The 24,677-nt window shown below is 45.3% G+C and carries 21 protein-coding genes; 18 read left to right on the forward strand and 3 right to left on the reverse strand.

Annotation, left to right across the window (positions count from 1 at the left end; translation table 11 throughout):
- Nucleotides 1-215 precede the first annotated feature (215 nt).
- The 3 genes from L5L97_RS09175 to L5L97_RS09185 all read left to right on the forward strand — a co-directional run bounded on the left by L5L97_RS09175 (nt 216) and on the right by L5L97_RS09185 (nt 2,436).
- On the forward strand, nt 216-1,064 hold the full coding sequence (locus L5L97_RS09175; protein ID WP_263181082.1) for a hypothetical protein: 849 nt from the start codon (nt 216-218) through the stop codon (nt 1,062-1,064).
- A 39-nt stretch (nt 1,065-1,103) separates the two neighbouring features.
- Nucleotides 1,104-1,919, forward strand: a complete 816-nt coding sequence (rlmA, locus tag L5L97_RS09180) for a 23S rRNA (guanine(745)-N(1))-methyltransferase (protein ID WP_263181081.1) — start codon at nt 1,104-1,106, stop codon at nt 1,917-1,919.
- Between the two features lie 307 nt (nt 1,920-2,226).
- Complete coding sequence (locus tag L5L97_RS09185; RefSeq protein ID WP_011789734.1) at nt 2,227-2,436, forward strand: cold-shock protein; 210 nt, start codon at nt 2,227-2,229, stop codon at nt 2,434-2,436.
- Between the two features lie 1,012 nt (nt 2,437-3,448).
- Here the strand turns inward: L5L97_RS09185 and rne are convergent.
- On the reverse strand, nt 3,449-6,889 hold the full coding sequence (rne, locus tag L5L97_RS09190; protein ID WP_263181080.1) for a ribonuclease E: 3,441 nt from the start codon (nt 6,887-6,889) through the stop codon (nt 3,449-3,451).
- Between the two features lie 542 nt (nt 6,890-7,431).
- Between rne and rluC the strand changes: the two genes are divergently transcribed.
- Nucleotides 7,432-8,391: a 23S rRNA pseudouridine(955/2504/2580) synthase RluC gene (gene rluC / locus L5L97_RS09195; RefSeq protein WP_105252860.1), complete on the forward strand. Its 960-nt coding sequence runs from the start codon at nt 7,432-7,434 to the stop codon at nt 8,389-8,391.
- A 22-nt stretch (nt 8,392-8,413) separates the two neighbouring features.
- The gene (locus L5L97_RS09200; protein WP_263181079.1) at nt 8,414-9,103 is read left to right on the forward strand and encodes an HAD-IA family hydrolase; all 690 of its coding nucleotides are present in this window, start codon (nt 8,414-8,416) and stop codon (nt 9,101-9,103) included.
- Between the two features lie 198 nt (nt 9,104-9,301).
- On the opposite strand, the gene L5L97_RS09205 is transcribed toward L5L97_RS09200, so the two are convergent.
- On the reverse strand, nt 9,302-9,886 hold the full coding sequence (locus tag L5L97_RS09205) for a Maf family protein (protein WP_131523926.1): 585 nt from the start codon (nt 9,884-9,886) through the stop codon (nt 9,302-9,304).
- A 262-nt stretch (nt 9,887-10,148) separates the two neighbouring features.
- Here L5L97_RS09205 and yceD point away from each other — a divergent pair, with 262 nt between their 5' ends.
- From yceD to L5L97_RS09260, 11 genes are all read left to right on the forward strand, one after another.
- A complete protein-coding gene (gene yceD, locus L5L97_RS09210) occupies nt 10,149-10,673 on the forward strand; it encodes a 23S rRNA accumulation protein YceD (protein WP_263181078.1) in 525 nt (174 codons plus the stop codon).
- A 16-nt stretch (nt 10,674-10,689) separates the two neighbouring features.
- Nucleotides 10,690-10,860, forward strand: a complete 171-nt coding sequence (rpmF, locus tag L5L97_RS09215; RefSeq protein WP_006081226.1) for a 50S ribosomal protein L32 — start codon at nt 10,690-10,692, stop codon at nt 10,858-10,860.
- 15 nt (nt 10,861-10,875) lie between these two features.
- On the forward strand, nt 10,876-11,904 hold the full coding sequence (gene plsX, locus L5L97_RS09220; RefSeq protein WP_028760370.1) for a phosphate acyltransferase PlsX: 1,029 nt from the start codon (nt 10,876-10,878) through the stop codon (nt 11,902-11,904).
- Between the two features lie 9 nt (nt 11,905-11,913).
- Entirely contained in the window at nt 11,914-12,873 is a 960-nt protein-coding gene (locus L5L97_RS09225; protein ID WP_028760369.1) for a beta-ketoacyl-ACP synthase III, read from the forward strand.
- A 62-nt stretch (nt 12,874-12,935) separates the two neighbouring features.
- On the forward strand, nt 12,936-13,862 hold the full coding sequence (gene fabD / locus L5L97_RS09230; protein WP_173245461.1) for an ACP S-malonyltransferase: 927 nt from the start codon (nt 12,936-12,938) through the stop codon (nt 13,860-13,862).
- A gap of 9 nt (nt 13,863-13,871) precedes the next feature.
- Nucleotides 13,872-14,618, forward strand: coding sequence for a 3-oxoacyl-ACP reductase FabG (gene fabG, locus L5L97_RS09235; protein ID WP_006081230.1), 747 nt, complete (start codon nt 13,872-13,874; stop codon nt 14,616-14,618).
- A gap of 164 nt (nt 14,619-14,782) precedes the next feature.
- Entirely contained in the window at nt 14,783-15,016 is a 234-nt protein-coding gene (gene acpP, locus L5L97_RS09240; RefSeq protein ID WP_006081231.1) for an acyl carrier protein, read from the forward strand.
- Nucleotides 15,017-15,252: 236 nt separating this feature from the next.
- Nucleotides 15,253-16,491 (forward strand): beta-ketoacyl-ACP synthase II, encoded by a 1,239-nt coding sequence (gene fabF / locus L5L97_RS09245; RefSeq protein ID WP_263181077.1) that lies wholly within the window; start codon nt 15,253-15,255, stop codon nt 16,489-16,491.
- A 232-nt stretch (nt 16,492-16,723) separates the two neighbouring features.
- Nucleotides 16,724-17,092, forward strand: a complete 369-nt coding sequence (locus L5L97_RS09250; RefSeq protein WP_168823881.1) for a hypothetical protein — start codon at nt 16,724-16,726, stop codon at nt 17,090-17,092.
- A gap of 117 nt (nt 17,093-17,209) precedes the next feature.
- Entirely contained in the window at nt 17,210-17,689 is a 480-nt protein-coding gene (locus tag L5L97_RS09255; RefSeq protein WP_105252855.1) for an acyl-CoA thioesterase, read from the forward strand.
- Between the two features lie 168 nt (nt 17,690-17,857).
- Nucleotides 17,858-18,733 (forward strand): NAD(P)-dependent oxidoreductase, encoded by an 876-nt coding sequence (locus L5L97_RS09260; RefSeq protein WP_263181075.1) that lies wholly within the window; start codon nt 17,858-17,860, stop codon nt 18,731-18,733.
- Nucleotides 18,734-18,922: 189 nt separating this feature from the next.
- Here L5L97_RS09260 and L5L97_RS09265 read toward each other — a convergent pair whose 3' ends face one another.
- Nucleotides 18,923-19,771 carry a D-hexose-6-phosphate mutarotase gene (locus L5L97_RS09265; RefSeq protein ID WP_263181074.1) on the reverse strand — a complete coding sequence of 283 codons (849 nt, stop codon included), beginning with the start codon at nt 19,769-19,771 and terminating at the stop codon, nt 18,923-18,925.
- A gap of 246 nt (nt 19,772-20,017) precedes the next feature.
- On the opposite strand from L5L97_RS09265, the gene L5L97_RS09270 reads away from it, so the two are divergent.
- Entirely contained in the window at nt 20,018-21,808 is a 1,791-nt protein-coding gene (locus L5L97_RS09270; protein WP_263181072.1) for an acyl-CoA dehydrogenase C-terminal domain-containing protein, read from the forward strand.
- 387 nt (nt 21,809-22,195) lie between these two features.
- A complete protein-coding gene (locus L5L97_RS09275) occupies nt 22,196-24,442 on the forward strand; it encodes a TonB-dependent siderophore receptor (RefSeq protein WP_263181176.1) in 2,247 nt (748 codons plus the stop codon).
- The last annotated feature ends 235 nt before the right edge of the window (nt 24,443-24,677 follow it).

Here is a 24,677-nt window from a genome sequence, read left to right on the forward strand (position 1 = left end):
AGTTCATTGTATACGTCACTTACATCTTCCTGTGCTTAACGTTATAGATCACTGGAGGCATAAATATGCTACCACGCAATGTCACTACTATTTCTCGAATGCCGATTTACGGCATCATGAAGATTAAGTCATATCTTGCGATGGTAATGGTTTACGGGGTGATTTTAATTGGTATTGGACGGTGCAATTGCGGTTAAATAGGAGAATAATGTCTTATGTACCATCAATTTCTAAATGAACCTATGGTGCTTGATATTGAAAAGGCATCAATACTCACATTACGGCTACCCGACGATGTGAGTGATTTTATTGTGTCGCAGGCGATCAATGCCCCTTTACTAGAGATTATCGTTATAGCTGAAGCCGGAATTCAGCAAAATATAGTCATCCGCTTCCAGCCGTTTATGGGTCTTAAGGTCGAATCGTTACCGCAAAGTCCTCAGGCTTTCAATACACCAATAACCCGCAGCCTTGGGCAAGGTTTTAGGCTTTATACACGGATGGGAACTGCTGCGAAATTTTGTGCGGCTGAATTGAGGCGAGGTGTATCTTTTACCTTAGATACGACTCGTCATTTAGATGCAGATAATGACTTAATAGGTGCAGATAGTTACTTAACTTTTGCCTTACAAGCCAATTCAAAGTTTGAGTTAGTACCCTTAGAAGCGGATTTGCGGGTTTTGCATGAGCCCAAAGCGTTAATGGTTGCTAAAGCACTGTTAGCAAGGCACTACGACTATGCCGCATCATCTGAATCTCTTGCAATTTACATGACTGAAATCGAGCAGGTTAGATTAGAATTGCAGGCGTTTATGCGCGGGGAGCTTGGTCAATGTCACGCCAGCCTTGCTGATGAAGTATTAAGGATCGATCCCTTGCTACTGCAGAAACAACAATGGTTATTTAGAACCTATACCCATATGTTTGAGCGACCAAACTACAGCCGCGCTGCTAATGATGTCGATAACACTGATAAGCTATTAAGAAAATTAGAGTGTTATGAACTACTCGTTTCACCGGAATTGACCCTGATGGTAGATCGATTGATGGAAGACGAAACATAAACTTTTTACCCAAATTTAGCGAAATGATAAGAGTCCATTATGCATTATTTATGTCCCCTGTGTGCCGCCCCACTGACGTTAACGGAGCGAACTTGGGGTTGTTCACAGCAACATAAGTTTGATATGGCCAAAGAAGGCTATGTCAACTTATTACCTGTACAGAAGAAAAACTCAAAAGATCCTGGTGATAATAAACAGATGATGTTTGCTCGGCGTGAATTTTTAAACGCGGGTTACTATCAAGGTTTGAGTGATAGAGTGAATGAGCTCGCGCTTGAGTTTAGTGCCGAAGCAAAACAAATCCTCGATATAGGCTGTGGGGAAGGGTACTACAGTCAACGTTTATTCCATGTGTTGAGCCAGCACCATGATTGCAATTTACAAGGTATAGATATTTCTAAGTCTGCAATTAAATATGCAGCTAAACGTTACCCTAATTTGCAATTTTGTGTCGCAAGTGCCTATGAAATGCCAATCACATCCCAAAGTGTCGATCTTGCCATTCGTATTTATGCCCCTTCAAAAGTAGAAGAGTTACAACGAATTATGGCTGATGGAGGCTTACTGATAACGGTTTCTCCGGGACCTTTACACCATTTTGCGTTGAAACAACAAATTTATGCTGAGCCAAGATTACATCCCGTTTCCACAGCGCATATTGCTGGATTTGAGTGTCTTCATCAGGAACGCTTAATCTCCCAGTTAGAGCTGGCAAATAGTGAACATATCGCTCATTTTTTAGAAATGACGCCCTATGCTTGGAAGTTTACTCATGCCCAAAAGCAAGCATTTGCGTTGCAAGGACTGAACTGTGAATTGGATTTCCAAATTGAAGTGCATCGGATTTCAAAGTAAGCGATAAGATTAAGCTATTGAAATAAATTATTTAAAATGCTTAACTGTACTTGCTAAATAGCATGAACCTAGTGTTCTGCTAGCCGGTTGCAAAACCGTAAAGTAGATTTAGGCAAAATAAATAATCCAAAGTGTCGCAGTGTGTTGACTTATCTTTAGAATGGTTTATAGTCTTATCAGCTTGAAGGTTGGGCTTATATTTATGTGTTCAATACGACCAGTTCGTCCTGTAAACATAAGTAATACCGGCATTTTCCAGCTCCACCCGCCGTTAAGGCTTTAATTTTTTATTTACAGGATTTATATTATGTCTCAAGTTACTGGTGTTGTTAAGTGGTTCAACTCTGACAAAGGTTTCGGATTCATTGAGCAAGAATCTGGTCCAGATGTATTCGTACACTTCCGTGCGATCAACTCTGACGGTTTCAAAACTCTTGATGAAGGCCAAAAAGTGTCTTTCACTGTGACTCAAGGTCAAAAAGGTCCACAAGCTGAAAACGTAACTATCATTGGTTAATTTTCAGTGCTGTTAGCCTAGAGCTGATAGCAATGGATTAAAGGGCTATGGTTAATTCCGTGGCTCTTTTTATTTGTGCGAAAATAAAATTTCATTTAGTTTAGATTGTTGAATCCAGTATAAGCGACGAGATCCACTTAACATCTCGCATTAATTTAATGCTTAAATCTGAAGTTAATCCTCTAATATTTCTCTGTTAGAATCCAATTCTGATATCTCCAAGATTTTCAATAAAACCATTTGATACACTCTCCTTATTTTTACCCCTGTAACATTCAATTCCATTATATGTTAACTCTTAACTCTTAACGCTTACTCTTATCGAGTTTATTTTTTGCGTAATCTTATATTCAATATCGAACGCGAATGTGTCTAATCATTCATTTGTTGTAAATCAGTGACTTCAGATATTGCCGAATATGATTGGTGCACTTGCATTTCTTGCACTTAGTTATCCTACATATACTAAGCTGCACCTAAGGCTGAAAGCCTTGTAGTAAAGAGTTGAGGCTGGCAAAGCATTTAGTGCTTGATATTAAAGAACACTAGCTTATTTATGATGTAGTTTGGAGCCGACCAAAAAACGAATATGGCTATTGAGATGCCTTGCATTTCGTACATTTAAGTATTTCCGACAGAAGCTTTAGGCTGCTAATCCAACTTAATTATCGGCTACTTTATAGCGGAATAATGCTTTCCCTCGACTAGTTTTCCTAACTTATAAAGGAGGGGTCTACAGTTAGCACTAAATGGATTAAGAGCCCTTTCTACTGGCGGGTATTGGCCTGATATTTTGTTAGCATGTTTATTGCTTCTAATGTGACGTTAGTGACAACGCAAGAATACTTAAAGTTGAGAACTATATACCGAGGATCTTTTGATGGGTTATGTTATTCAAGGGACTACGATTAAGCCGAAAAATGGATAGAGCTAAATTTAAATATTGTGGAGTATTACAGTATAAATAAAAAAGCCATGCAATTGCATGGCTTTTCTGGTTTAGCTTAAGTGATTATGGACGCGCCATATCCGACTCTGCACCATTAGCGAGTTTGATTTTGGCTGTAGACTCTTCGTTCGCAGTATTCTCATACTCTCGTCCTTTAGGGACTGCCACTTGTTCTCTCACTTCAACGACAGGCTTGGTCATATCCGAAGACACCATAGAGCCAAAGCGGCTGGCGGCTTTCGGCTTGCTGACAACAACTGCATCCGTGATTTGCGGTGTTGTTGGAGCTGTTTTTACTGTGGCTTGAGGCTTAGCGATAGCAGCCGGTCTGGCCATTGGCGCAGAGGCTGTTGCTTTCACGGCTTCTTTTACTTCAGCGCTCGGTGCAACACTTGGCTCGACAAGTGTTTCGGTTTTAGCTGCTTCAGCTTTGGGTACTGCTACTGATTTAGTCACTGAGCTTTCAAGTGATGGGACTGCAACGACTACGGCTTCAGCAGTAACGCTGGTCACCTGAGTTTCAACGATTGACGCAAGGTCAACTTTTGCGTCAGCAGCCTTTGGCTCTTCCACTTTCGTTTCAGTGGTTTTAGTCACAACAGGTTTAGTTTCAACTTGCTGAGTTTCAACTGCTGCAACGTCATTTGCTTGAGGCTGAGGCTCAACTTTTGCTTCTACTTTAACAACAGCAGGAGCTTCAACAGTTGGAGTTGAACTTGTTTCAGCTATTTCGACGTCATCAGTTTTAACGGCCGGTTCAGTTACCGCTGTTGTTTGAGTTGCAACAACAGGAGTTTCCACTCGAACACTGACGATTTCGCTTGGGTACTCTTGGTCAGCACCTAATTCGTCATTAGGAACGAATTGCGCTGGGGTTGATGTTCCTTGGTCATCTTCGTCGCGACGACGACGTTGACCCGCTGCACGAAGGTGACGAGGGCTACGACGGCTACGACGTTGACCATCTCTTTGCTCGCGTTTTGATTGATCATCAGCATTAGCATTTTCGTTGTCTGCATCAACTTCGCTATCTTGCGATACAGCATCCGCTGCTACAGTATGAGCTGCTGTGTCAACCAAGGTGTTTTCAGCTACGTTAACAGCATCAACAGCAGGTGTTTCTACTACAGTAGAAATTACAGTTGTCTCTTCTAGCACAATATTTTCTTGCGCTTCTTGCATTGGTGCAGCTTCTTTACGAGGCTGGCGACGTGTTCTTGGCGCTTTAGTTTCTGCTGGCGTTTGGGCAATGACTTCAGCTTTGGCATTAACACTGATAGTACTTGCCGCTGCGGCGTTAAGGGCTGCAATTTCCGCTAACACTTCTGCGGCATCTTCAGGTGCAATTGGGATCGCATTATCTGGCGTATTATGGCCATTATCGATACGCACCTTACGACGCATGTTACGGCGCTGACGACGCTCACGGGCGACTTCTTGCTTAGGGGCATCATCTGCTTCAATGTCGGCAACAACATCTTTTGGCGCTTGTACGCGTGGCTTCGGTTCAGCTTTAGCTGGACGTTTAGGCGCTTCTTCTTTTTCGCGTACTGGACGTTCTTGTGTGCTGACTACTGCATCAGTCGGCTTTTTTGGATTGCGGCTACGCGGCTCACGAGTGCCTTCTTTTGCTTTGTCGGCATCTTGGGCATTGCGTGGGCGGCGAGTGTCATTACGACGGTTACGGCGATTTGCGTTAGCCGCACTGGTATCCGTTGCTTTAGTTTCAACAACTTTTACGGGTTCAGCTTTTTCACTTGGCGCAAACATGGCACTGATTGCACTCACAAGCTTGCTGAAGAAGCCTGGTTGTGGCGCTTCAACTTTCACCGTTGGTGATGGGGCTTGTTCTACTTTTTGTGGCGCTGCAAAACCTTTTAATGCCGGAATAGGCGCCGCAGTACGTTCCAGTTTGCGTGGCTCATACAATTTGGCTTCAGGATGCTCTATACGCTTATAGCTTGATTCACTGATTTCATCATCACTACGGTGACGGATCACGCGGTAATCAGGCGTCATCATGTGTGCGTCAGGTATCACATACACTTCAACATCGTGACGCTGTTCTGTGATGCGAATGGCTTTGCGTTTCTCGTTTAACAAGAAAGCTGCAACATCCACAGGCACAATCGCTTCGATTTGTGAGGTGTTTTCTTTGATGGCTTCTTCTTCCATCAAACGTAAAATTGACAGTGCTAAAGACTCGGTACTGCGAATCGTGCCTTGGCCATGACAGCGAGGGCAGATATGCGCTGCAGATTCTTCTAAAGAGGGACGCAGACGTTGACGCGACATTTCCATCAAACCGAAACGAGAAATGCGACCTAACTGCACGCGAGCACGATCATGGTGCACAGCATCACGTAAACGGTTTTCAACTTCACGCTGATGGCGTACAGGCGTCATATCGATAAAGTCGATAACCACTAAGCCACCTAAGTCGCGGAGGCGCAATTGGCGGGCAATTTCATCGGCGGCTTCAAGGTTAGTGTTAAGTGCTGTTTCTTCAATATCGCCGCCTTTAGTGGCACGGGCAGAGTTGATATCGATTGAGGTTAAGGCTTCAGTTGGGTCGATAACAATTGAACCGCCAGATGGCAGACGCACTTCGCGTTGGAAGGCGGATTCAATTTGTGATTCGATTTGGAAGTGAGTGAACAATGGCACTTCAGCTTCGTACAGTTTTACGCGCTCAACGAAATCAGGGCGAACTAAGGCGATATGTTGCTTCGCTTCTTCAAAAATACGTGGATGATCGATGAGGATTTCGCCCACGTCACGGCGTAAATAGTCACGAATAGCGCGAACTATCACATTGCTTTCTTGGTGAATTAAGAAAGGTGCGCCTTTAACTTGTGAAGCTTCGGTGATCGCCGCCCAGTGGTGTTGTAGAACTTTTAAGTCCCACTTTAACTCGGCAGATTCTTTGCCTACACCCGCAGTACGCACGATAAGACCCATGCCCGCAGGCACTTCTAAGTCAGCCATCGCTTCTTTTAGCTCAGTGCGTTCATCACCTTCGATACGACGAGAAATCCCGCCAGCACGTGGGTTGTTTGGCATTAATACTAAGTAAGAGCCTGCAAGGCTGATGAAGGTCGTTAAGGCTGCACCTTTATTGCCGCGTTCTTCTTTGTCAATTTGGACAATAACTTCCTGTCCTTCACTGACCACTTCTTTGATATTTGGGCGACCTTGGAACGAATATCCCTTCGGGAAATATTCTCTAGCGATTTCTTTCAGTGGCAAAAAGCCGTGACGATCGGCACCGTAGTCGACGAAAGCGGCTTCTAAAGACGGTTCTACGCGGGTAATTTTACCTTTGTAAATGTTTGATTTTTTTTGCTCATGACCTGGGCTTTCAATGTCTAGATCATACAGTTGTTGCCCATCAACAAGGGCAACACGCAACTCTTCTGATTGAGTTGCATTGATTAACATACGTTTCATGATGACGTCATTCTTCTTTAAATAGAGGTCATCAAACATCGCGCTTCGCTGCATTACGGGCCTAGCAGTAGGTCAACTGAGCCTCACGGCTGGTGGCTAGGCAAGAGGTGCGCATTACTGTTAGACGCAGTCGCTGCGTGTCGCATCCTATTTATGGCTTATTTTTTAATGATTACAAAAACAAGGAATTCGTTGTAAAACATCAACCAACCCCATAAATTCTTTAGTTTCGTTCCGGTAATGCCCAAGTCGAATCGGTTTGTCTGACGACAAGTTAAAATATCCTTCGAAATCGGGGAGGAAAATCTAGGGTAAACCTTATTAAAGTAAGGTGACTTTCTCGATTTAATCGTAAAAAACGCATTTGTGGTATTTTTACTCTGTATACGATTTGCAAATCAATGATTTGCTATCAAGAAAATCTTTTTTTATCCGTTAAATTTTCCGCTTGGGATCAGGGCGTTGTGAACACTTTATTCACGGCTTATCCCTAATCGCTGGTGAAATATAGCAATAATCAAAAAATTCAGCAATGGAAAGGCACAATTCTTCTCAGTTGTTGTACAATGGCGACCGTTATAATTAGATGGCGCATCATGAATATAGAATCCACCCCACAACAGGTTCAGTTGATCACGATTGATGAAGATCACTTCGAACAGCGTATCGATAACTACTTAATGACCAAGCTGAAGGGCGTGCCGAAAAGCATGATCTATCGCATTGTCCGCAAGGGCGAGGTTCGAGTGAATAAGAAACGCATTAAACCCGAGTACAAGTTGCAGATTGGCGACATAGTGCGTATTCCGCCAGTCCGCGTGGCAGAGCCGGATAACCGTACCGCACCATCGGCGAACTTAAGCAAAGTCTCGCAACTCGAAGACCGTATTTTGCATGAAGACAATCATTTGATCGTGCTGAATAAACCTGCTGGCATTGCCGTGCATGGTGGTAGTGGAGTCGATTACGGTGTGATTGAAGCATTGCGTTCACTGCGTCCTCAACAAAAGTTTTTAGAGCTAGTGCATCGTCTCGATAAAGATACTTCGGGTGTGTTGTTGGTGGCGAAAAAGCGTAGCGCGCTTAAACATCTGCATGATCAGCTTCGGTATAAAAAGATGCAGAAAGACTATTTGGCCTTAGTTAAAGGTGAATGGTCTGCTCAAGATAAAGCCGTTAAACAGCCTTTATTGAAAATCACCCTCAAATCCGGTGAGCGCATTGTGCGTGTTAATGCGGAAGGTAAACCTTCAGAAACGCGCTTTAAAATTATGCAGCGTTACCAAGGTTGTACTTTAGTGAAGGCAAGCCCTGTCACTGGACGTACTCATCAAATTCGGGTGCATTGTCAATTTGCCGGTCATCCAATCGCCTGTGATGATAAGTACAGCGAGCAAGGATTTGACGATAGCATGCGTGCATTAGGCTTAACTCGACTCTTTTTACATGCCGCTGAATTGATGTTCATTCATCCAGAAAATGATGAAGTGATGCGGGTTTCAGCGCCTTTAGATGAAAATTTGTCGCAATTACTCGATAAGTTAAAGCGTGCGTAATCGATGGGGATAGGTTTCAAGGATGAAGATAAAGCAATACGATTTAGTGATTTTCGATTGGGATGGCACTCTGATGGATTCCATCGGTAAAATTATCACTTGTATTGAAAATATGGCTAAGGCATTGCAGTTACCTATCCCAACTGAAAGTGACATTCGCGATATTATTGGTCTTTCTATGACAGAAGCGCTGCGAGTCCTGTTCCCACAGGGGCTTAATTGCAGCGCTTCTTCTGTATATTCTCAGCCTCTACATTCTAATAATGCATTCAGCCAAGGCGAAAATGATCAATATCAGCAGATGCGCGCTGAGTTTAAAGCACAATATTTGCATTTAGACACCACGCCAACGCCCTTGTTTGTACAAACTCCAGCGTTAATTGATGACTTGCATAGCCAAGGCTATAAGTTAGCCGTCGCAACCGGTAAAGCCCGTGCGGGACTTGATCGCGTCTTTGAGCAAACAGGCTTAGGTCGATACTTTGTTGCATCACGCTGCGCCGATGAAGTGCACAGCAAACCCCATCCTGAAATGATCTCAAGTTTGCTAAAAGAATTGAATATTGCCCCGAACCGAGCCTTAATGGTGGGTGATTCTCTGCTGGATTTGACCATGGCGGCCAATGCTGGAATTGATAGCGTTGGCGTGACCTATGGCGCCCACAGTGCCGAAAAGTTGCTGCGGGCAAAACCTATCGCCTTGATAGATTAACCAAAGCAATTACTGCAATACCTCTAACACTGCTTTTAATGCTGGAGCGGCAATGCATGCCGCTGCGCATGAGACTTCCTTATCACTTTTATTTACGTCTCATCTTCTCGTCGATGAAACGACTCAGTAGCCCAGTATTTTTGATGCGCGTCATCGATTCAATAAACTGAGCAAATAGAGCAAAGCCTTGGCAAACGTTTAAGCGAGAACGTCTACACCTTGGGCTAACAGCATTTCCGTCAGTAATATCAGTGGTAAGCCAACTAAGGTATTGGGATCGCGACCTTCGAGCTCTGTAAATAACGCGATACCTAAACCTTCGCTCTTAAAACTCCCCGCGCAATAATAAGGCTCTTCTTTTTCAATGTAAGCCACAATCTGCGCATGGCTAAGGTGCCTAAAATGAACCGTAAAGGGTTCAACCTCGGCGGCCATGGCTCCCGTTTCGGCGTTGTAAAGTGCAAGACCAGTATAAAAGGTGATGGCCTTGCCTGAGGCTTGAGTGAGCTGCGCGACGGCATTATTAAAATGATGGGGTTTACCGATAATCTTGCCATCAATGACGGCAACTTGATCGGAGCCAATAATCAGACCATCGGGGAATTGTTCTGCTCCCGCGACTGCTTTTGCTTTGGCTAATCGCAGCACTAAAGCATGGGCCGATTCTTCGAGATACGCCGTTTCGTCAATATTAGGATTGCAGCATTCGAAGGGTAACCCGAGTTTTTGCAGTAAAGATTGTCGGTATACAGACGTCGAAGCTAAGATTAATGGGGTTGGCATAATGAGATATCCGCAAAAGAGTGACTCATATTGTGACCAATCAATGCGCGAGAGTGCAAGAGTTTCGTCTTTTACGGTTTCTTTTCAATGAATGCGACTATTTTAGGCGGCTTGCGCTTGTATGCGGCCCCATGCTTGGGTACTATTTCGCTTCCGTCAATTTCAATGTTGGGGCAGGGGAAAGGCTTAAGTCGCAAACTTGGACTTAAGTTAGTATTTTTTCTTTGACTCTAGCGTTTTCAAACTATAATATGCGCGCCTTATGCAAACAGTAAAGATACCGGTTTCAATTGATCCATTTCGCGCCGCCTCGAGTCGCCTAGTTTATCAGGGCGTTGTTCCTAGTGTGCAACTGAAAAGATTAACTGAGTTATGTGCCGGCGACTGTTCCGATGTGGCAGTGTCGCTTGAATGTGGCGTAGATTTACAGGGGATAGTCTACCTGAAAGGGAAGGCTGTGACGGAGCTCACTCTGATATGTCAACGTTGCATGACACTATTTACCACTGAGGTTACGGTCGAGTTTTGTTTTGGTCCATGTCGGACTAAAGCAGAAATCGATGAGCTCCCGGATGCGTATGACCCAATTGAGTGCAATGAAATTGGCGAAGTGCGTCTACATCAATTGATCGAAGATGAATTGATAGTCGCTATGCCGATAATCCCAATGCATCAAGAAATTGATTGCAGTGCAGGATCTAAAGACATGGTTGTAGGCGAGATAGAACCCGCTCAAGAGGAGCGTCCAAATCCGTTTGCAGTGTTAGAAAAACTGAAGAGCAAGTAATCGAGGAGACAGGCCAATGGCTGTACAACAGAACAAAAAATCACGTTCAAAGCGCGGAATGCGCCGTTCACATGACGCACTGAGCACTGCTCAGCTGTCTGTAGACGCTACCAGCGGTGAAATCCATATGCGTCACAATGTGACTGCAGATGGCTTCTATCGCGGTAAAAAGGTAATCAACAAGTAATTTGTTGGTTTCCTAATGACGAATCTGACGCTTGCGTTAGATGCAATGGGTGGTGATCATGGCCCCCACGTCACGGTGCCTGCAGCCTTGCGGGCACTACAATTACATTCTTTTCTTAAAATCATTTTAGTCGGTGACAAGACTGAAATTGATGTCTATCTACGTCAAGCCGAAGCGAGTTTACTTTCGCGCATAGAAATCATTCATACCGATGAAGTCGTTAGTATGTCCGATAGGCCTGTGCATGCCTTGCGTACACGTAAAAACAGTTCCATGCGATTGGCTATTGAGTTAGTGCGTGACGACCGCGCACAAGCGTGTGTGAGTGCCGGTAACACAGGGGCGCTGATGGCAATGGCGAAAGTATTGCTGAAGACCTTGCCTGGTGTTGATCGACCAGCATTAGTCAGTTGTTTACCTGCGGTGACTCAAAAACCGGTTTATTTGTTGGATTTGGGCGCGAATATTTCCTGTGACTCGGAAACCTTATTTCAATTTGCCGTGATGGGCTCAGTCCTGTGCGAAGCGGTAGATAAGAAATCTCGGCCAAAAGTTGCCTTGCTCAATGTGGGCGTTGAAGAAATTAAAGGTAATGACCAAGTTCAGCAAGCCGCGCAGTTGCTGCAACACACAGAACAAATCAATTACACAGGTTTTATCGAAGGGGATGAAATCTATTCCGGTAATGTGGATGTGATTGTTTGTGATGGGTTTGTGGGTAACATCACGCTCAAGACCTCTGAAGGTATTGCCAAGTTATTAGTACATCAGTTAAAACGGGGACTAACCCAAGGTTTATTCGTTCGTTTTCTGGCTAAACTTATCGCCCCTCGTATCCAGGCGGTCCTTAGTCAGATGAACCCCGACCACTATAACGGTGCAAGTCTGATAGGATTGCGCGGAATAGTTGTAAAAAGCCATGGAAACGCGGATGAAACTGCCTATTTACAAGCAATTAGTTTGGCAGTAACGGAAGCTCAACGTCGACTCCCTGAAATGATAAAAGATCGTTTGGAGTCGATTCTTTTAGATATAAATAACTGATCCCTCCTTATGCATACAAAAATTCTCGGAACTGGTAGTTATCTACCGGTGCAGGTGCGTAGCAATCAAGATTTGGAAAAAATGGTGGAAACCACTGACCAATGGATTGTTGAACGTACAGGTATATCAGAACGTCGCATTGCGGCTTTCGATGAAACCGTTTCAACTATGGGCTACCAAGCGGCATTAAAAGCGCTAGAAATGGCTGGCATAGAAGCATCAGATTTAGACATGATCGTTTGCGGCACCACCAGTGCTCCCAATGCTTTTCCGGCTGCGGCCTGTGAAATTCAAGCCATGCTTGGCGTGCATACCATTCCAGCTTTTGATATCGCAGCGGCGTGTTCAGGCTTTGTTTATGCTTTATCTGTTGCCGATCAATTTGTAAAAACGGGCGCGGCTAAAAAAGTATTAGTGATTGGTGCCGATGTATTGTCTCGCTTATGTGAGCCAGAAGATCGTTCAACGATTATTTTATTTGGTGATGGTGCGGGCGCGGTTGTGATAGGCGCATCCGAAACGCCAGGGATCATTTCGACCCACATTTATGCCGACGGTCGCCAAGGTGACTTATTGAAATGCGCTTTCCCACCACGTAAAGGCGAAACCTCTGAAGCGGTCGGTTTTATGACCATGAAAGGCAACGATGTCTTTAAAGTGGCTGTGACTCAATTGTCCCATGTCGTGACTGAGACGTTACGCATTAATAATATCGATAAGTCAGAAATTGACTGGTTAGTGCCACATCAAGCCAACTTCCGAATTATCAATGCTACCGCTAAAAAGCTCGATATGAGTCTTGATAAAGTCGTATTGACCTTAGCTAAACACGGTAATACTTCTGCCGCGTCAGTGCCCATTGCATTGGATGAAGCCGTACGTGATGGCCGTATTCAGCGCGGACAACTACTGCTGCTTGAGGCCTTTGGTGCTGGGTTTGCGTGGGGCAGTGCGCTCATTCGTTTCTAAGTTCTACATGTGTGTTCCACATGATTTTTCAATAAATTAAGTTAGCCATAGGTAATTTGAATATGGAAAATGTTGCTTTTGTATTTCCGGGTCAAGGTTCACAAGCCCTAGGCATGTTAGCCGAGCTTGCCGAATCTCATGCTGTTGTTGGACAAACCTTTGCTGAGGCGAGTGACGTCTTAGGTTATGATCTGTGGGCATTGGTTCAGCAAGGTCCTGTTGAAAGCTTAAATGAAACCGATAAAACTCAACCAGCCCTATTAGCGGCGAGCGTGGCGATTTGGCGTACCTACGTGGCTTCAGGCAAACCTATGCCTGCTATACTCGCGGGTCACAGCTTAGGCGAGTATTCTGCTTTAGTTTGCGCCGGTGTGATGGATTTTAAAGACGCGATTAAGTTAGTGGAATTACGTGGTCAACTGATGCAGCAAGCGGTTCCAGCTGGCACGGGTGCTATGTATGCGATTATCGGTTTGGACAACGAGAGTATCGCTAATGCCTGCGCCGAAGTGGCTCAAGGTGACGTGGTGAGTCCAGTTAACTTTAACAGTCCTGGTCAAGTGGTCATTGCAGGTCAAAAAGACGCAGTTGAGCGCGCTGCAGTAGCTTGTAAAGCAGCGGGCGCTAAAATGGCGGTGGCTCTACCTGTCAGCGTGCCATCACACTGTGCATTAATGAAACCTGCGGCGGATAAACTGGCCGTGGCATTAAACGATGTACAGTTTAATACCCCAACAATTACAGTGATTAATAACGTTGATGTGGCATCACCCACCTCTGCTGATGACATTAAAGATGCGTTAGTGCGTCAGTTATATTGTCCTGTCCGCTGGAGCGAAACGGTTGAGCTAATGGCCCAAAAAGGCATTACCCAACTGGTGGAATGTGGTCCAGGTAAAGTATTGACAGGATTAGCAAAACGAATTAATAAATCACTATCAGCCCAAGCGGTTAATGATGTTGCTTCATTAGCAGCATTAACTGAGTAAGGAGTTTATATGAGTTTCAACCTGAATTTAACAGGCAAAGTGGCTTTAGTGACAGGTGCGAGCCGCGGTATTGGCCGTGCGATCGCAGAGACACTGGTCGAAGCGGGCGCCGTAGTTATTGGAACCGCAACCAGTGAGAAGGGCGCTGCGGCGATCCAAGAATATCTGGGTGACAAAGGTTTTGGTTTAGTGCTTAATGTCACAGATAGTGAATCTGTTACACATTTATTCGCCTCGATCAAAGAAAAAGCGGGTGATGTTGATATTCTAGTCAACAACGCGGGTATAACCCGTGATAATCTGCTGATGCGGATGAAAGATGATGAATGGCAGGATATTATCGACACCAACCTGACATCGTTATTTAGACTGTCAAAACCTGTGATGCGTACCATGATGAAAAAGCGCTTTGGCCGAATCATCAATATCGGTTCAGTGGTAGGCACCATGGGCAATGCAGGTCAAGTTAACTACTCGGCAGCAAAGGCGGGTTTGATTGGATTTACAAAATCTCTTGCAAGAGAGGTTGCATCTCGTCAAATTACAGTTAATGCTATCGCTCCTGGATTTATCCAGACCGATATGACAGATGAGCTGACCGAAGAGCAGCAAAAAGCTATCATGTCACAGGTTCCGATGGAACGATTAGGGCAAGCGCAAGAAATTGCCAATGCAGTGCTCTTTTTGGCCTCGGACTCAGCCGCTTACATCACAGGCGAAACTTTGCATGTGAATGGCGGCATGTACATGGTTTAAGGGCGAATGGCAGGGATTTCTGTCGCAACTGAGTAGTGATCTGTATCAATTGATAGTGAAATTTCGTGGTTAGACCACGAAAACTAAGCTTGCATTGTCAGCCAAATCTAATAAACTACTCGCAATCTTACGCAAGTGCGTAATTTGAATAGGAAAGAAAACTAATGAGCAACATCGAAGAACGTGTAAAGAAAATCATTGTAGAGCAACTGGGCGTTAAAGAAGAAGACGTTAAGCCAGCGGCATCTTTCGTTGACGATCTGGGTGCAGATTCTCTGGACACTGTTGAGTTGGTTATGGCTCTGGAAGAAGAGTTTGATACCGAGATCCCTGATGAAGAAGCTGAAAAGATCACTACTGTTCAAGCAGCGATCGACTACGTTTCTAAGAATCAGTAATTCTGAATTCTTGAAGACAGGCGGCATTTTTGCCGCCTGTTTTTGTTTTACCCCCGTCAAATTCTGCCTCCGTGCCATTCAATCGTCTCTGGATCGTGTTTTAATTGTTATCCACGAGATGCTCGCCGCAGATTGGCGAATTTTTCTAAATAAAAGTTATTGAAGAAATTGTCTAATGATAGAAAACCCTGCGTCCTCTATCTGAATTAACAAATTAGCATTTAAAGGTGACTGCCGTGTCTAAACGTCGTGTAGTGGTAACCGGTTTGGGGTTAGTAACTCCAGTGGGCAATACTGTCGATACTACTTGGAAGGCTTTGCTTTCGGGTAAGAGTGGTATTGCACCGATAACCAAATTTGATGCCAGTGAATTTACCACTCGTTTCAGTGGTTCAGTAAAAGATTTTGATGTTGAGCAATACGTAACGAAAAAAGACGCCCGTAAGATGGACCTCTTTATTCAATACGGTATGGCGGCTGGCATCCAAGCTATCCAAGACTCTGGTCTGGACATGAGCAAAGAAAACCCTGGTCGTGTCGGTACTGCTATTGGTGCGGGTATGGGCGGTATGTGGTTGATTGAACAAGGTCACAGCGCATTGATCAATGGTGGCCCGCGTAAGGTTTCTCCTTTCTTCGTACCTAGTACCATTATCAATATGATTTCGGGCCACTTGTCGATCATGTTTGGCATGAAAGGCCCAAATTTTGCCGTGACGACCGCTTGTACTACGGGTGTGCATAATATCGGTTTCGCGGCGCGTACCATTGCCTATGGCGATGCAGACGTGATGGTTGCGGGCGGTGCTGAGGATGTCACTTCTCCTTTAGGCGTGGCAGGTTTTGGTGCAGCGAAAGCGTTATCGACACGCAATGACGATCCGACTGCGGCGAGCCGTCCATGGGATAAAGACCGTGATGGTTTTGTGATCGGTGATGGCGCTGGTGTGATGGTGATGGAAGAGTACGAACACGCAAAAGCGCGCGGTGCGACCATTTACGGCGAATTAGTCGGTTTTGGTATGAGCGGTGATGCGTTCCATATGACATCGCCTCCAAGTGACGGAGCAGGCGCTGCGGCTGCTATGGTCAATGCCATTAATGACGCTAAGTTATCACTGGAGCAAATTGGTTATATCAATGCCCACGGTACTTCGACGCCAGCGGGTGATAAAGCGGAAGCGGCAGCGGTTAAGTCAGTATTTGGCGACCACGCTTATAAAGTACTGGTTAGCTCGACTAAATCGATGACGGGTCACCTGTTAGGTGCTGCGGGTGCGGTTGAAGCGATTTTCACTTTGCTAGCACTGCGCGACCAAGCCGTACCGCCAACCATCAACTTGGATAATCCAGATGAAGGTTGTGACTTAGACTTTGTCGCCCACACAGCCCGTGACGTGAAGATGGATTACGCTCTGTGTAACTCCTTCGGTTTTGGTGGGACTAACGGTTCATTACTGTTCAAGAAAGTGTAAAACACGCATTTATGGTGTAAAAAATAGTGAAAAAATGCGCCTGAGGGCGCATTTTTTATGGGTCAAATTCATTGCTCATGTGAGTTGAACTCCGTTATCTTATGACTTTATTGTGATGGATGTCACTTTATAACTGTATGATATCCATAGTGTTAACATTTGTTCATCAAGCTTGTTTAATTCTAGTGACCACAGATAATGACAGACATATTCAATCTTAATGGAGTGTGTCATGTTAAATCCTGCGGTGATCCCGCTTGTTCCCCTCATTGGCGCATTAACTGCCAATCTGACCGAATTGATCCGTGGTGAGTTTAAAGTGTGGCATCCAAACATGGACATTGGGATCAAGACTTTTACCTTAGCAATCGCTGCTTACGTGGTGGTTTGGTTTGCCTTATTGGTGACGGCGATTAACGTCGGTGGCGATAGCAATATGTCCTCGGGCCTCGAAGTGCTGGGTTTCTTTATGTTTGGCTTAGGCGTTTACACTTTTGCTAAGGGTACGCGTTTCGTCAGTAGTGAACTTCAACTATGGATTTATCGTTTAGCGTTGCCGAGTTTATTGCTTTGCTGCGTGCTTATTAGCCACTTTGGTTAAATCGAATTTTTTGACGAGGTCAATCGTAATTATTTTTACGCTAATGGGGCTTTCTATCGTAAACTCAGCCTATTGCACGAAACATTGAGCCACAGTGGCTGAATAAGTTGAGGTTATATGGCTGGTATAGATAGACAAAGTACCCTGAGATTTTTGTCAGAGCCTGCGGATGTGAATTTTGGTGGTAAAGTTCACGGCGGTGCTGTGATGAAGTGGATCGATCTCGCAGCCTATGCCTGTGCAGCGGGCTGGAGCGGTAAATATTGTATTACTGCTTATGCGGGCGGTATTCGTTTTGTGCAACCCATTTTGGTGGGCAATATCGTTGAAGTTAGCGCAAAAGTGATTTATACGGGTAAAACTTCTATGCATATCGGTATCGATGTGCGAGCGGGCGATCCTAAAGTTTCTGAGCGTCATCTCACCACCCATTGTATTGTGATCATGGTCGCAGTTGATGAAGATGGCCTACCTACGCCAGTGCCTGAGTGGATACCACAGACGGAACATGATATTCATTTGCGGGATTCTGCACTGCGCTTGATGGAAATGCGTAAAAAGATTGGCGCCGAAATGGAAGCCCATGTGGTGAAATAGCTCCATAAATTAAATCAGCAAAGGCGCTTAAGGCGCCTTTGTTGTTTCTAGCGAAAAGTGCGTTTATCACTCGCTCCGATTTCACTCTGACGTTACCGTTGATGAATGTTAAACTGCGGCCACTATTTTGAATCGATTCACTTTGTTTATCTATTTAAGGATCAGCTCATGGCAAAAGTTGCATTTATTGGTTTAGGCGTAATGGGATATCCCATGGCGAGGCATTTACTGAACAAAGGCCATGAGGTCACTGTTTATAATCGTACTTTTACCAAGGCGCAAACTTGGGTCGACACCTATGGTGGACGTTGCTGCCCAACGCCAAAGGAAGCGGCTCAGGGTCAAGATATAGTGTTTACCTGCGTGGGCAATGATAACGACCTGCGTGAAGTGGTATTAGGGATTGATGGCGTTATTTATGGGATGGAAAAGGGCACTGTGTTGGTTGACCATACTACGGCTTCGGCCGATGTCGCCCGCGAGCTTGCCAAAGTTTTAGCCGAAAAAGGCATTGATTTCCTCGATGCGCCCGTGTCTGGCGGTCAAGCGGGCGCCGAAAATGGCGCCTTGACTGTGATGGTCGGTGGCGATGAAGCGGTATTTGAGCGTGTTAAACCTGTGATTGAAGCTTTTGCCCGCTGCGCCGAGCGTTTAGGTGAAGTGGGTGCTGGCCAGTTAACTAAGATGGTGAATCAAATCTGTATCGCAGGAGTGGTACAAGGTTTGGCTGAAGCGCTGCAATTTGCCCGTAAGGCGGGACTCGATGGCGAGAAAGTCATTGAAGTGATCAGCAAAGGCGCGGCGCAAAGCTGGCAGATGGAAAATCGCTACAAGACGATGTGGGGCCAAAGTTATGATTTTGGTTTTGCTGTCGATTGGATGCGTAAAGACTTAGGCATAGCCTTAGAAGAAGCCCGCCGCAACGGTTCACACTTGCCATTGACCGCTTTGGTGGATCAATTCTATTCAGAAGTTCAGGGCATGGGCGGTAACCGTTGGGATACGTCTAGCTTGCTGGCGCGCTTAGAGAAATCGGCGAAATAAGTTTTACCTTAAGTTTCATCGTTATAAAAACTTAGGTTTCGTAGTGATAAAACTCTGGTTTCGCAGTGATAAACACTCAGTTTTTACAGTGATAAAAATGTCCAGTCCCGATTGCGTTGGCAAATAGGACTGGGCATTTTTGTTTGTATCGCTTTTGACTAGAACATTAAGAGCTAGGATATGTAATCGTTAGTCTTTCCAGCGAATATGGGTCACTAAACTGTGGGTTTCACCTGGAGCAAGCACGACTTTATCTTCTAATACATTGGCCGCTTCTAGGCAGACCATGGTCAGATAATCCTCTGGATTAAATCGGCCAAGGCGTTGTGACTTTTCAATCCATGGATTCCATAATACCGCTGATTGGCTGTTTTCACGGCTGACTTCGATTGTCCCCTGCGGTGTATGCAATAACTGCACTGGGCCGAGATCGGTATAGACACGATCTGTCTCGCGATTAAACAGCACTTCATCCGTGGTTTGCGGGTAAGGTCCTTGTGCAAATTCGATGTATTTTGACCCACTAAAACCGCTGGCTTTGAGTTGGTGGATATCCTCAATCGGGAAATAGCTGTGCAGCGCTTGGGTAAGCGTGACGGTTTCATCGCCTAAGTTGGTATTCACAAGGCTAATGCTTAGAGTGTCGCCTAGGGTAAATAACACGCAGACCTCAGTGTTATGCGGCCAATAGATTTTATCTTGCTCACTGATTTTTAAGCTAAAACGTAAATCCACTAACTGATTACGCATTTCTACCGATTCCAGCGCCCAAATTCGGGTACGGGCGAAACCGTGTTGGGGAAAGTTCGCTTCACTACTCATGCCAAACCAAGGCCAGCATACGGGTACACCACCACGGATCCCATTACCGGGTTGATAATCGTCAGCCGATGAAACCCACAGCAAAGGTGGTTTGCCTACGGGTTGAAAATAGTCTATTTGCGCGCCCTGCAAAAAAATTCTTGCCTGACATAACGCCGTATTCACTTCGACATAATCGAGCCCGTTGGCGTGCTTTTTAGTAGTGACAGAACCCATAGTAACAATATCCTTAACTCTGCTGACATATCAGAAAAACAGGCAGTTAGCTTACAAAGTTTTCCGCGATAACATAAGGCTTTGTTGCGATCAATTTACGGTTTCGCTGTTCGTTTGTGTAAACAAAAGTCTGTGGCAGATACTGAGGTGCTTTCTTTTTCGGCAAATTTAGCTAAAGTGGTCAGAGCACCAAAGTGGTCAGATCACTTAGTTGAGTTGCAGTCTAACAAGAAAAGGGAAGCGATTATGCCAGTCTATCAAGCGCCGCTGCGCGACTATCAATTTATCCTCAATGAAATGTTACATATTTATCAGCAAGATGCTCTTAAGGGGTTCGATGAAATCGATCCAGATCTTGTTGATGCGATCCTGCAAGGTATGGCTGACTTTAGTACTGAAGTCATGCTGCCGCTCAATAGTGTCGGCGATCTGCAAGGCTGTAAGTTGGTCGATGGTAAGGTGATTACACCGGAAGGATTTGATAATGCCTATCGGCAGTTTGTTGATAATGGCTGGCCGACGCTGACCTGCGATCCTGAATATGGCGGCCAAGGCTTACCCGAAGTGGTGGGGATTTTTGCCACTGAGATACAAACGGCAACTAACATGGCCTTTGCCATGTATCCCGGTTTGACCCATGGCGCTTATGCCGCCATCCATACCCACGGCAGTGATGCGCTCAAGCAAAAATATTTAAGTAAACTGGTCAGCGGTGAATGGACTGGGACCATGAACTTGACCGAGTCCCACGCCGGTACGGACTTAGCCTTATTACGCACTAAAGCCGTGCCAGTATCCGAAGGTGTTTTTGCTATCAGCGGTGAGAAAATTTTTATCTCCTCAGGCGATCACCAACTCACCGACAACATAGTGCACCTCGTATTAGCTCGTTTGCCCGATGCACCTGAAGGTGTGAAGGGCATATCTTTGTTCGCCGTGCCTAAAGTATTAGTGAATAACGATGGTAGTTTAGGCGCGCCGAACACTTTATATGCCAGTGGCCTTGAACATAAGATGGGCATTCACGGTAACTCAACTTGTGTGATGGTATTTGAAGCTGCGCTGGGTGAGCTTGTCGGCGAGCCGCACCAAGGACTGCGCGCCATGTTTACTATGATGAACCAAGCGCGTTTAGGCGTTGGCGTGCAAGGTCTGGGTGTCTCTGAGATTGCCTATCAAAATGCGCTGGCCTATGCCAAAGACAGATTACAGAGCCGCGCTTTAAGCGGTGCCAAAGCACCCGAAAAAGCCGCCGATCCGATTTTGGTTCACGGCGATGTGCGCCGTATGTTGCTGTCGCAAAAAGCCTTTAATGAAGGCGCAAGAGCCTTAGTTGGACAACAAGCTTTGTGGCTCGATGAAGCTGAGCGCCATACCGATCCCGCCAAAGCGAAAGCGGCATCCCAGTTAGCGGCCCTGTTCACGCCCGTTGTGAAAGGTTTTATCACTAACCGTGGTTTTAATGCCTGTGTCGATGCGCAGCAAGTGTTTGGTGGACATGGTTATATCCATGAGTGGGGCATGGAGCAATTTGTGCGTGATAGCCGTATTGCGCTGATTTATGAAGGCACTAACGGCATTCAGGCGCTGGATTTAGTGGGGCGTAAGTTACTTAGCGACCGCGGCGCGGCGATGCAGCAATGGTCGGCATTAGTGACTGAGTTCATTAAGTCGCATAGCACGAATGTGGCGATGCAACCTTACGTGAGTGGTTTAATGGATTGTGCGGGTGATTTGCAAAAGGCCAGTGGTTATTTAGCGACCCATGCGGCGACTAATCCTGACATTATTGGCGCAGCTTCAATGGCTTATCTGGAGTTGTTTGGGGTGACGGCACTGGCGTGGATGTGGGCCAGAAGTGCCGCGGTGGCATTAGCGGCACTGGAGCAGGGCACTGAAGAAACCGCGTTTTACCAAGCTAAATTGAAAACTGCTGATTTCTACATGGCTTACTGGGCGGTGCAAGGTCGCAGTCTGCGTAAGCAAATCGAGCAGGCGAGTGAAATGCTCACACAATTGGATGAAGCAATCTTTTAAGCATTCACCTTATAGGCTGAGTGAAGCCTTTGCTTAAGAACAGCTCAAAAACCAGCGCATTGTCGCTGGTTTTTATTTTTATATCGTTTAAATCTTTAACTTATTGTTTTTATTAATCTGCACGCAAGTACTCAGCTGGATGCTGTGAGTCTTTGTCTCATTCCACATAAAAACTTCCATCGAAGGTTTGTGTTACTGGCGCTCTCTTTCGTTTGAGTCATAACCAAACATAACGAGGATTATGTGGGCTGATGTCGATGATTTATTAAACGCCTTTCACAATTGTGCAAATTCAAATGATAATTATTGTCATTCGTAAATCATCCTTTATAATGACGGCCAATTCGTTTGAATACATTTGTAAACCCTTTGGTTTATGCCATTTTTATGCGCTCGCGCTGGGGACATTCTGTGAAGACTCGTTTTGCCTACTCATTAATCGCACTTGCACTCGCTCAACATCAGTCGGTATTCGCCGCTGAAACTGTACTCGATAAAGAGGCCCCACAGCAGACCTTGTCTACGAGCTCACCAGTCCCCAGTCCTGCATCGACTCAATCCGCAGCCGATGGGGAGATAAAACTCGCAGCACCTGAGCGTATTGCTGTCCATGGCCGTGCAATGCAAATGTACGTCGATAAAGAAACGACAGTTGGCACTAAGACGGCGATTAATGTGATGGAATTGCCGCAGTCGGTGCAAGTGCTGACCGAGCAGTTAATCGTCGACCAAGCGGCGCGCAATATTACCGATTTATACCGCTCTATCGCGGGCGTGAGTGAGTTTAGTTATTCGGGCGTGACCTTTCGCGGTTTCCGCGACGATGCCAACGTTTTTTATGATGGGGTAAGGGGCGATCCCTATTCGGGATTTTCTGTGCCGCAACTCTTTAATGTGCAGCGGGTTGAAGTGTTAAAAGGTCCTGCATCCGCACTTTATGGCGGCGGTGAACCCGGCGGCATGATCAACTATGTCACTAAAAAACCAACCTTTGTCGAGAGTAAAGAGCTGACCTTAAGTACGGGCAGCGAGGATATGATGGGCGGCTCGCTGGATTTCACCGGTGGCTTAACCCAAAATCTTGCCTATCGCTTTAGCGCCTATTATCAGCAGGAAGATAGCTTTCGCAATAATGCCGATAGCCAAAATGCCGAAGTGGCGGGTGGGTTACTCTACGAAATCAGTGATGATACTAAGCTCACCACCACTTTCGATATTATTAAGCAGGATTTAGGCGGTAACCGACTTCGCGGTGTTCCCGTCGATGATGCGGGCAATTTCCTTGTCGCACCTTCCTATAATGCCAATGAGAAGAGTGACTTCCAGAAGATGGATGCACTGGTGCTGCAATCGATTCTCGATCATCAATTTACCGATAATTTCTCGGTCAAGACTCAGATCCGTTATCTGAATAATGATTCCACGCAGCAATATCATGAATCGAGAGGTTGGGCGACCTTAGATGCCAATAAAAAGCCCATTATGGGTGATGGCACCATTAAGCGTGAATACCGAGTTCAAGCACGGGCTAATGATGAAATCAGTTTAACCAATGATTTTGTCTATGCATTCGATATTTTAGGTTTTGAACATGAATTCCTGTTCGGCGGCGACTATCACTATGTCGAAACCGAATATCAGTACAAATTGGCGACTGATAAGGATGGTGTTGGTAACTTGAATATTTTTGACCTTAACTATGGTGAAACCAACCCTAATAGTTACAACTTGAAGGATAAAAATACCGATGGTACCCGCGCTAACCGTTACGGCATTTATGTACAGGAACATCTGCACTTTAATGAACAGTGGTCATTGATTGCCGGTCTGCGTTTTAGCCAGTTTGATGATTATGATAAAAATACCGGTTTCTCCTTCAGCGACAACGCGATAACGCCAAGAGCAGGGCTTAATTATCGCCCAATCGATTCAATGTCCTTTTATTTGAATTACTCAGAGAGCTTCAATCCAGCATCTTTAACCAATCAAGCGGAAGATATTGGTGACGGTTTCCTCGATCCAGAAACGGGCAATCAAATTGAACTTGGGATGAAAAATGAATGGCTTGATGGCCAGTTTATGACCACGCTTGCTGTGTATCGCATTGAAAAACAAAATGTCGCCCAAGCTAACCCTTTAGATACTGGTGATGACGATGGTATTCCCGCTTTACTTAATTTGGGTGAAGTACACAGTCAAGGCCTTGAATGGACGCTGGTGGGGGATTTAACCGATAACCTGACCGTCACGGCAAACTATGCCTATAACGAGACCGAAGTGGTTAAAGGGGTAACGAACGACAGTTTAACCAATACGTTTGATAGTAAGCACTTTGCCAATGCGCCGCGTCATCAAGCAGGGATATGGACCCGTTACGATATCAATGCACTCGATTCGGCGATTGCCTTTGGTATGGACTATGTGGGCGAGCAGTTCAGCCTCGATGGTCAAATAGTGAAGCCCCATACGATTTTTGACATGAGCTGGACGACTCAGTGGGATCAAACTCAAGTTCGTTTAAATCTTAAAAATATCTTCGACAAAGAATATGCCGTCAGTGGTTTTAGCGAGCGTAATGGCCATTTCCCCGGTGAGCCGCGTAATATCACGTTAGAACTGAGTCATAAGTTTTAATGCATTGATGTAAAAATAGCTTGTTCGTTAAGGATGATGAGCAAGCTGGAGCGAATGGGTTAATCTTGTGCGAATAACCGCCGTAGCTCTCTGTCTGTATTCGTGCCTTGAGCATGGATTAACCTTGTGTGACTTATCATCTTAATAGTGTTTACCTATTAAGATGATAGTTTCTATCCGTTATCCTTTCTGATTCAGCTTGTTTAGACTCGCCTTATATGAATTATTCGATAAG

The sequence above is a fragment of the Shewanella sp. SM71 genome, assembly GCF_025653905.1.
GTDB classification, from domain to species: domain Bacteria; phylum Pseudomonadota; class Gammaproteobacteria; order Enterobacterales; family Shewanellaceae; genus Shewanella; species Shewanella oncorhynchi.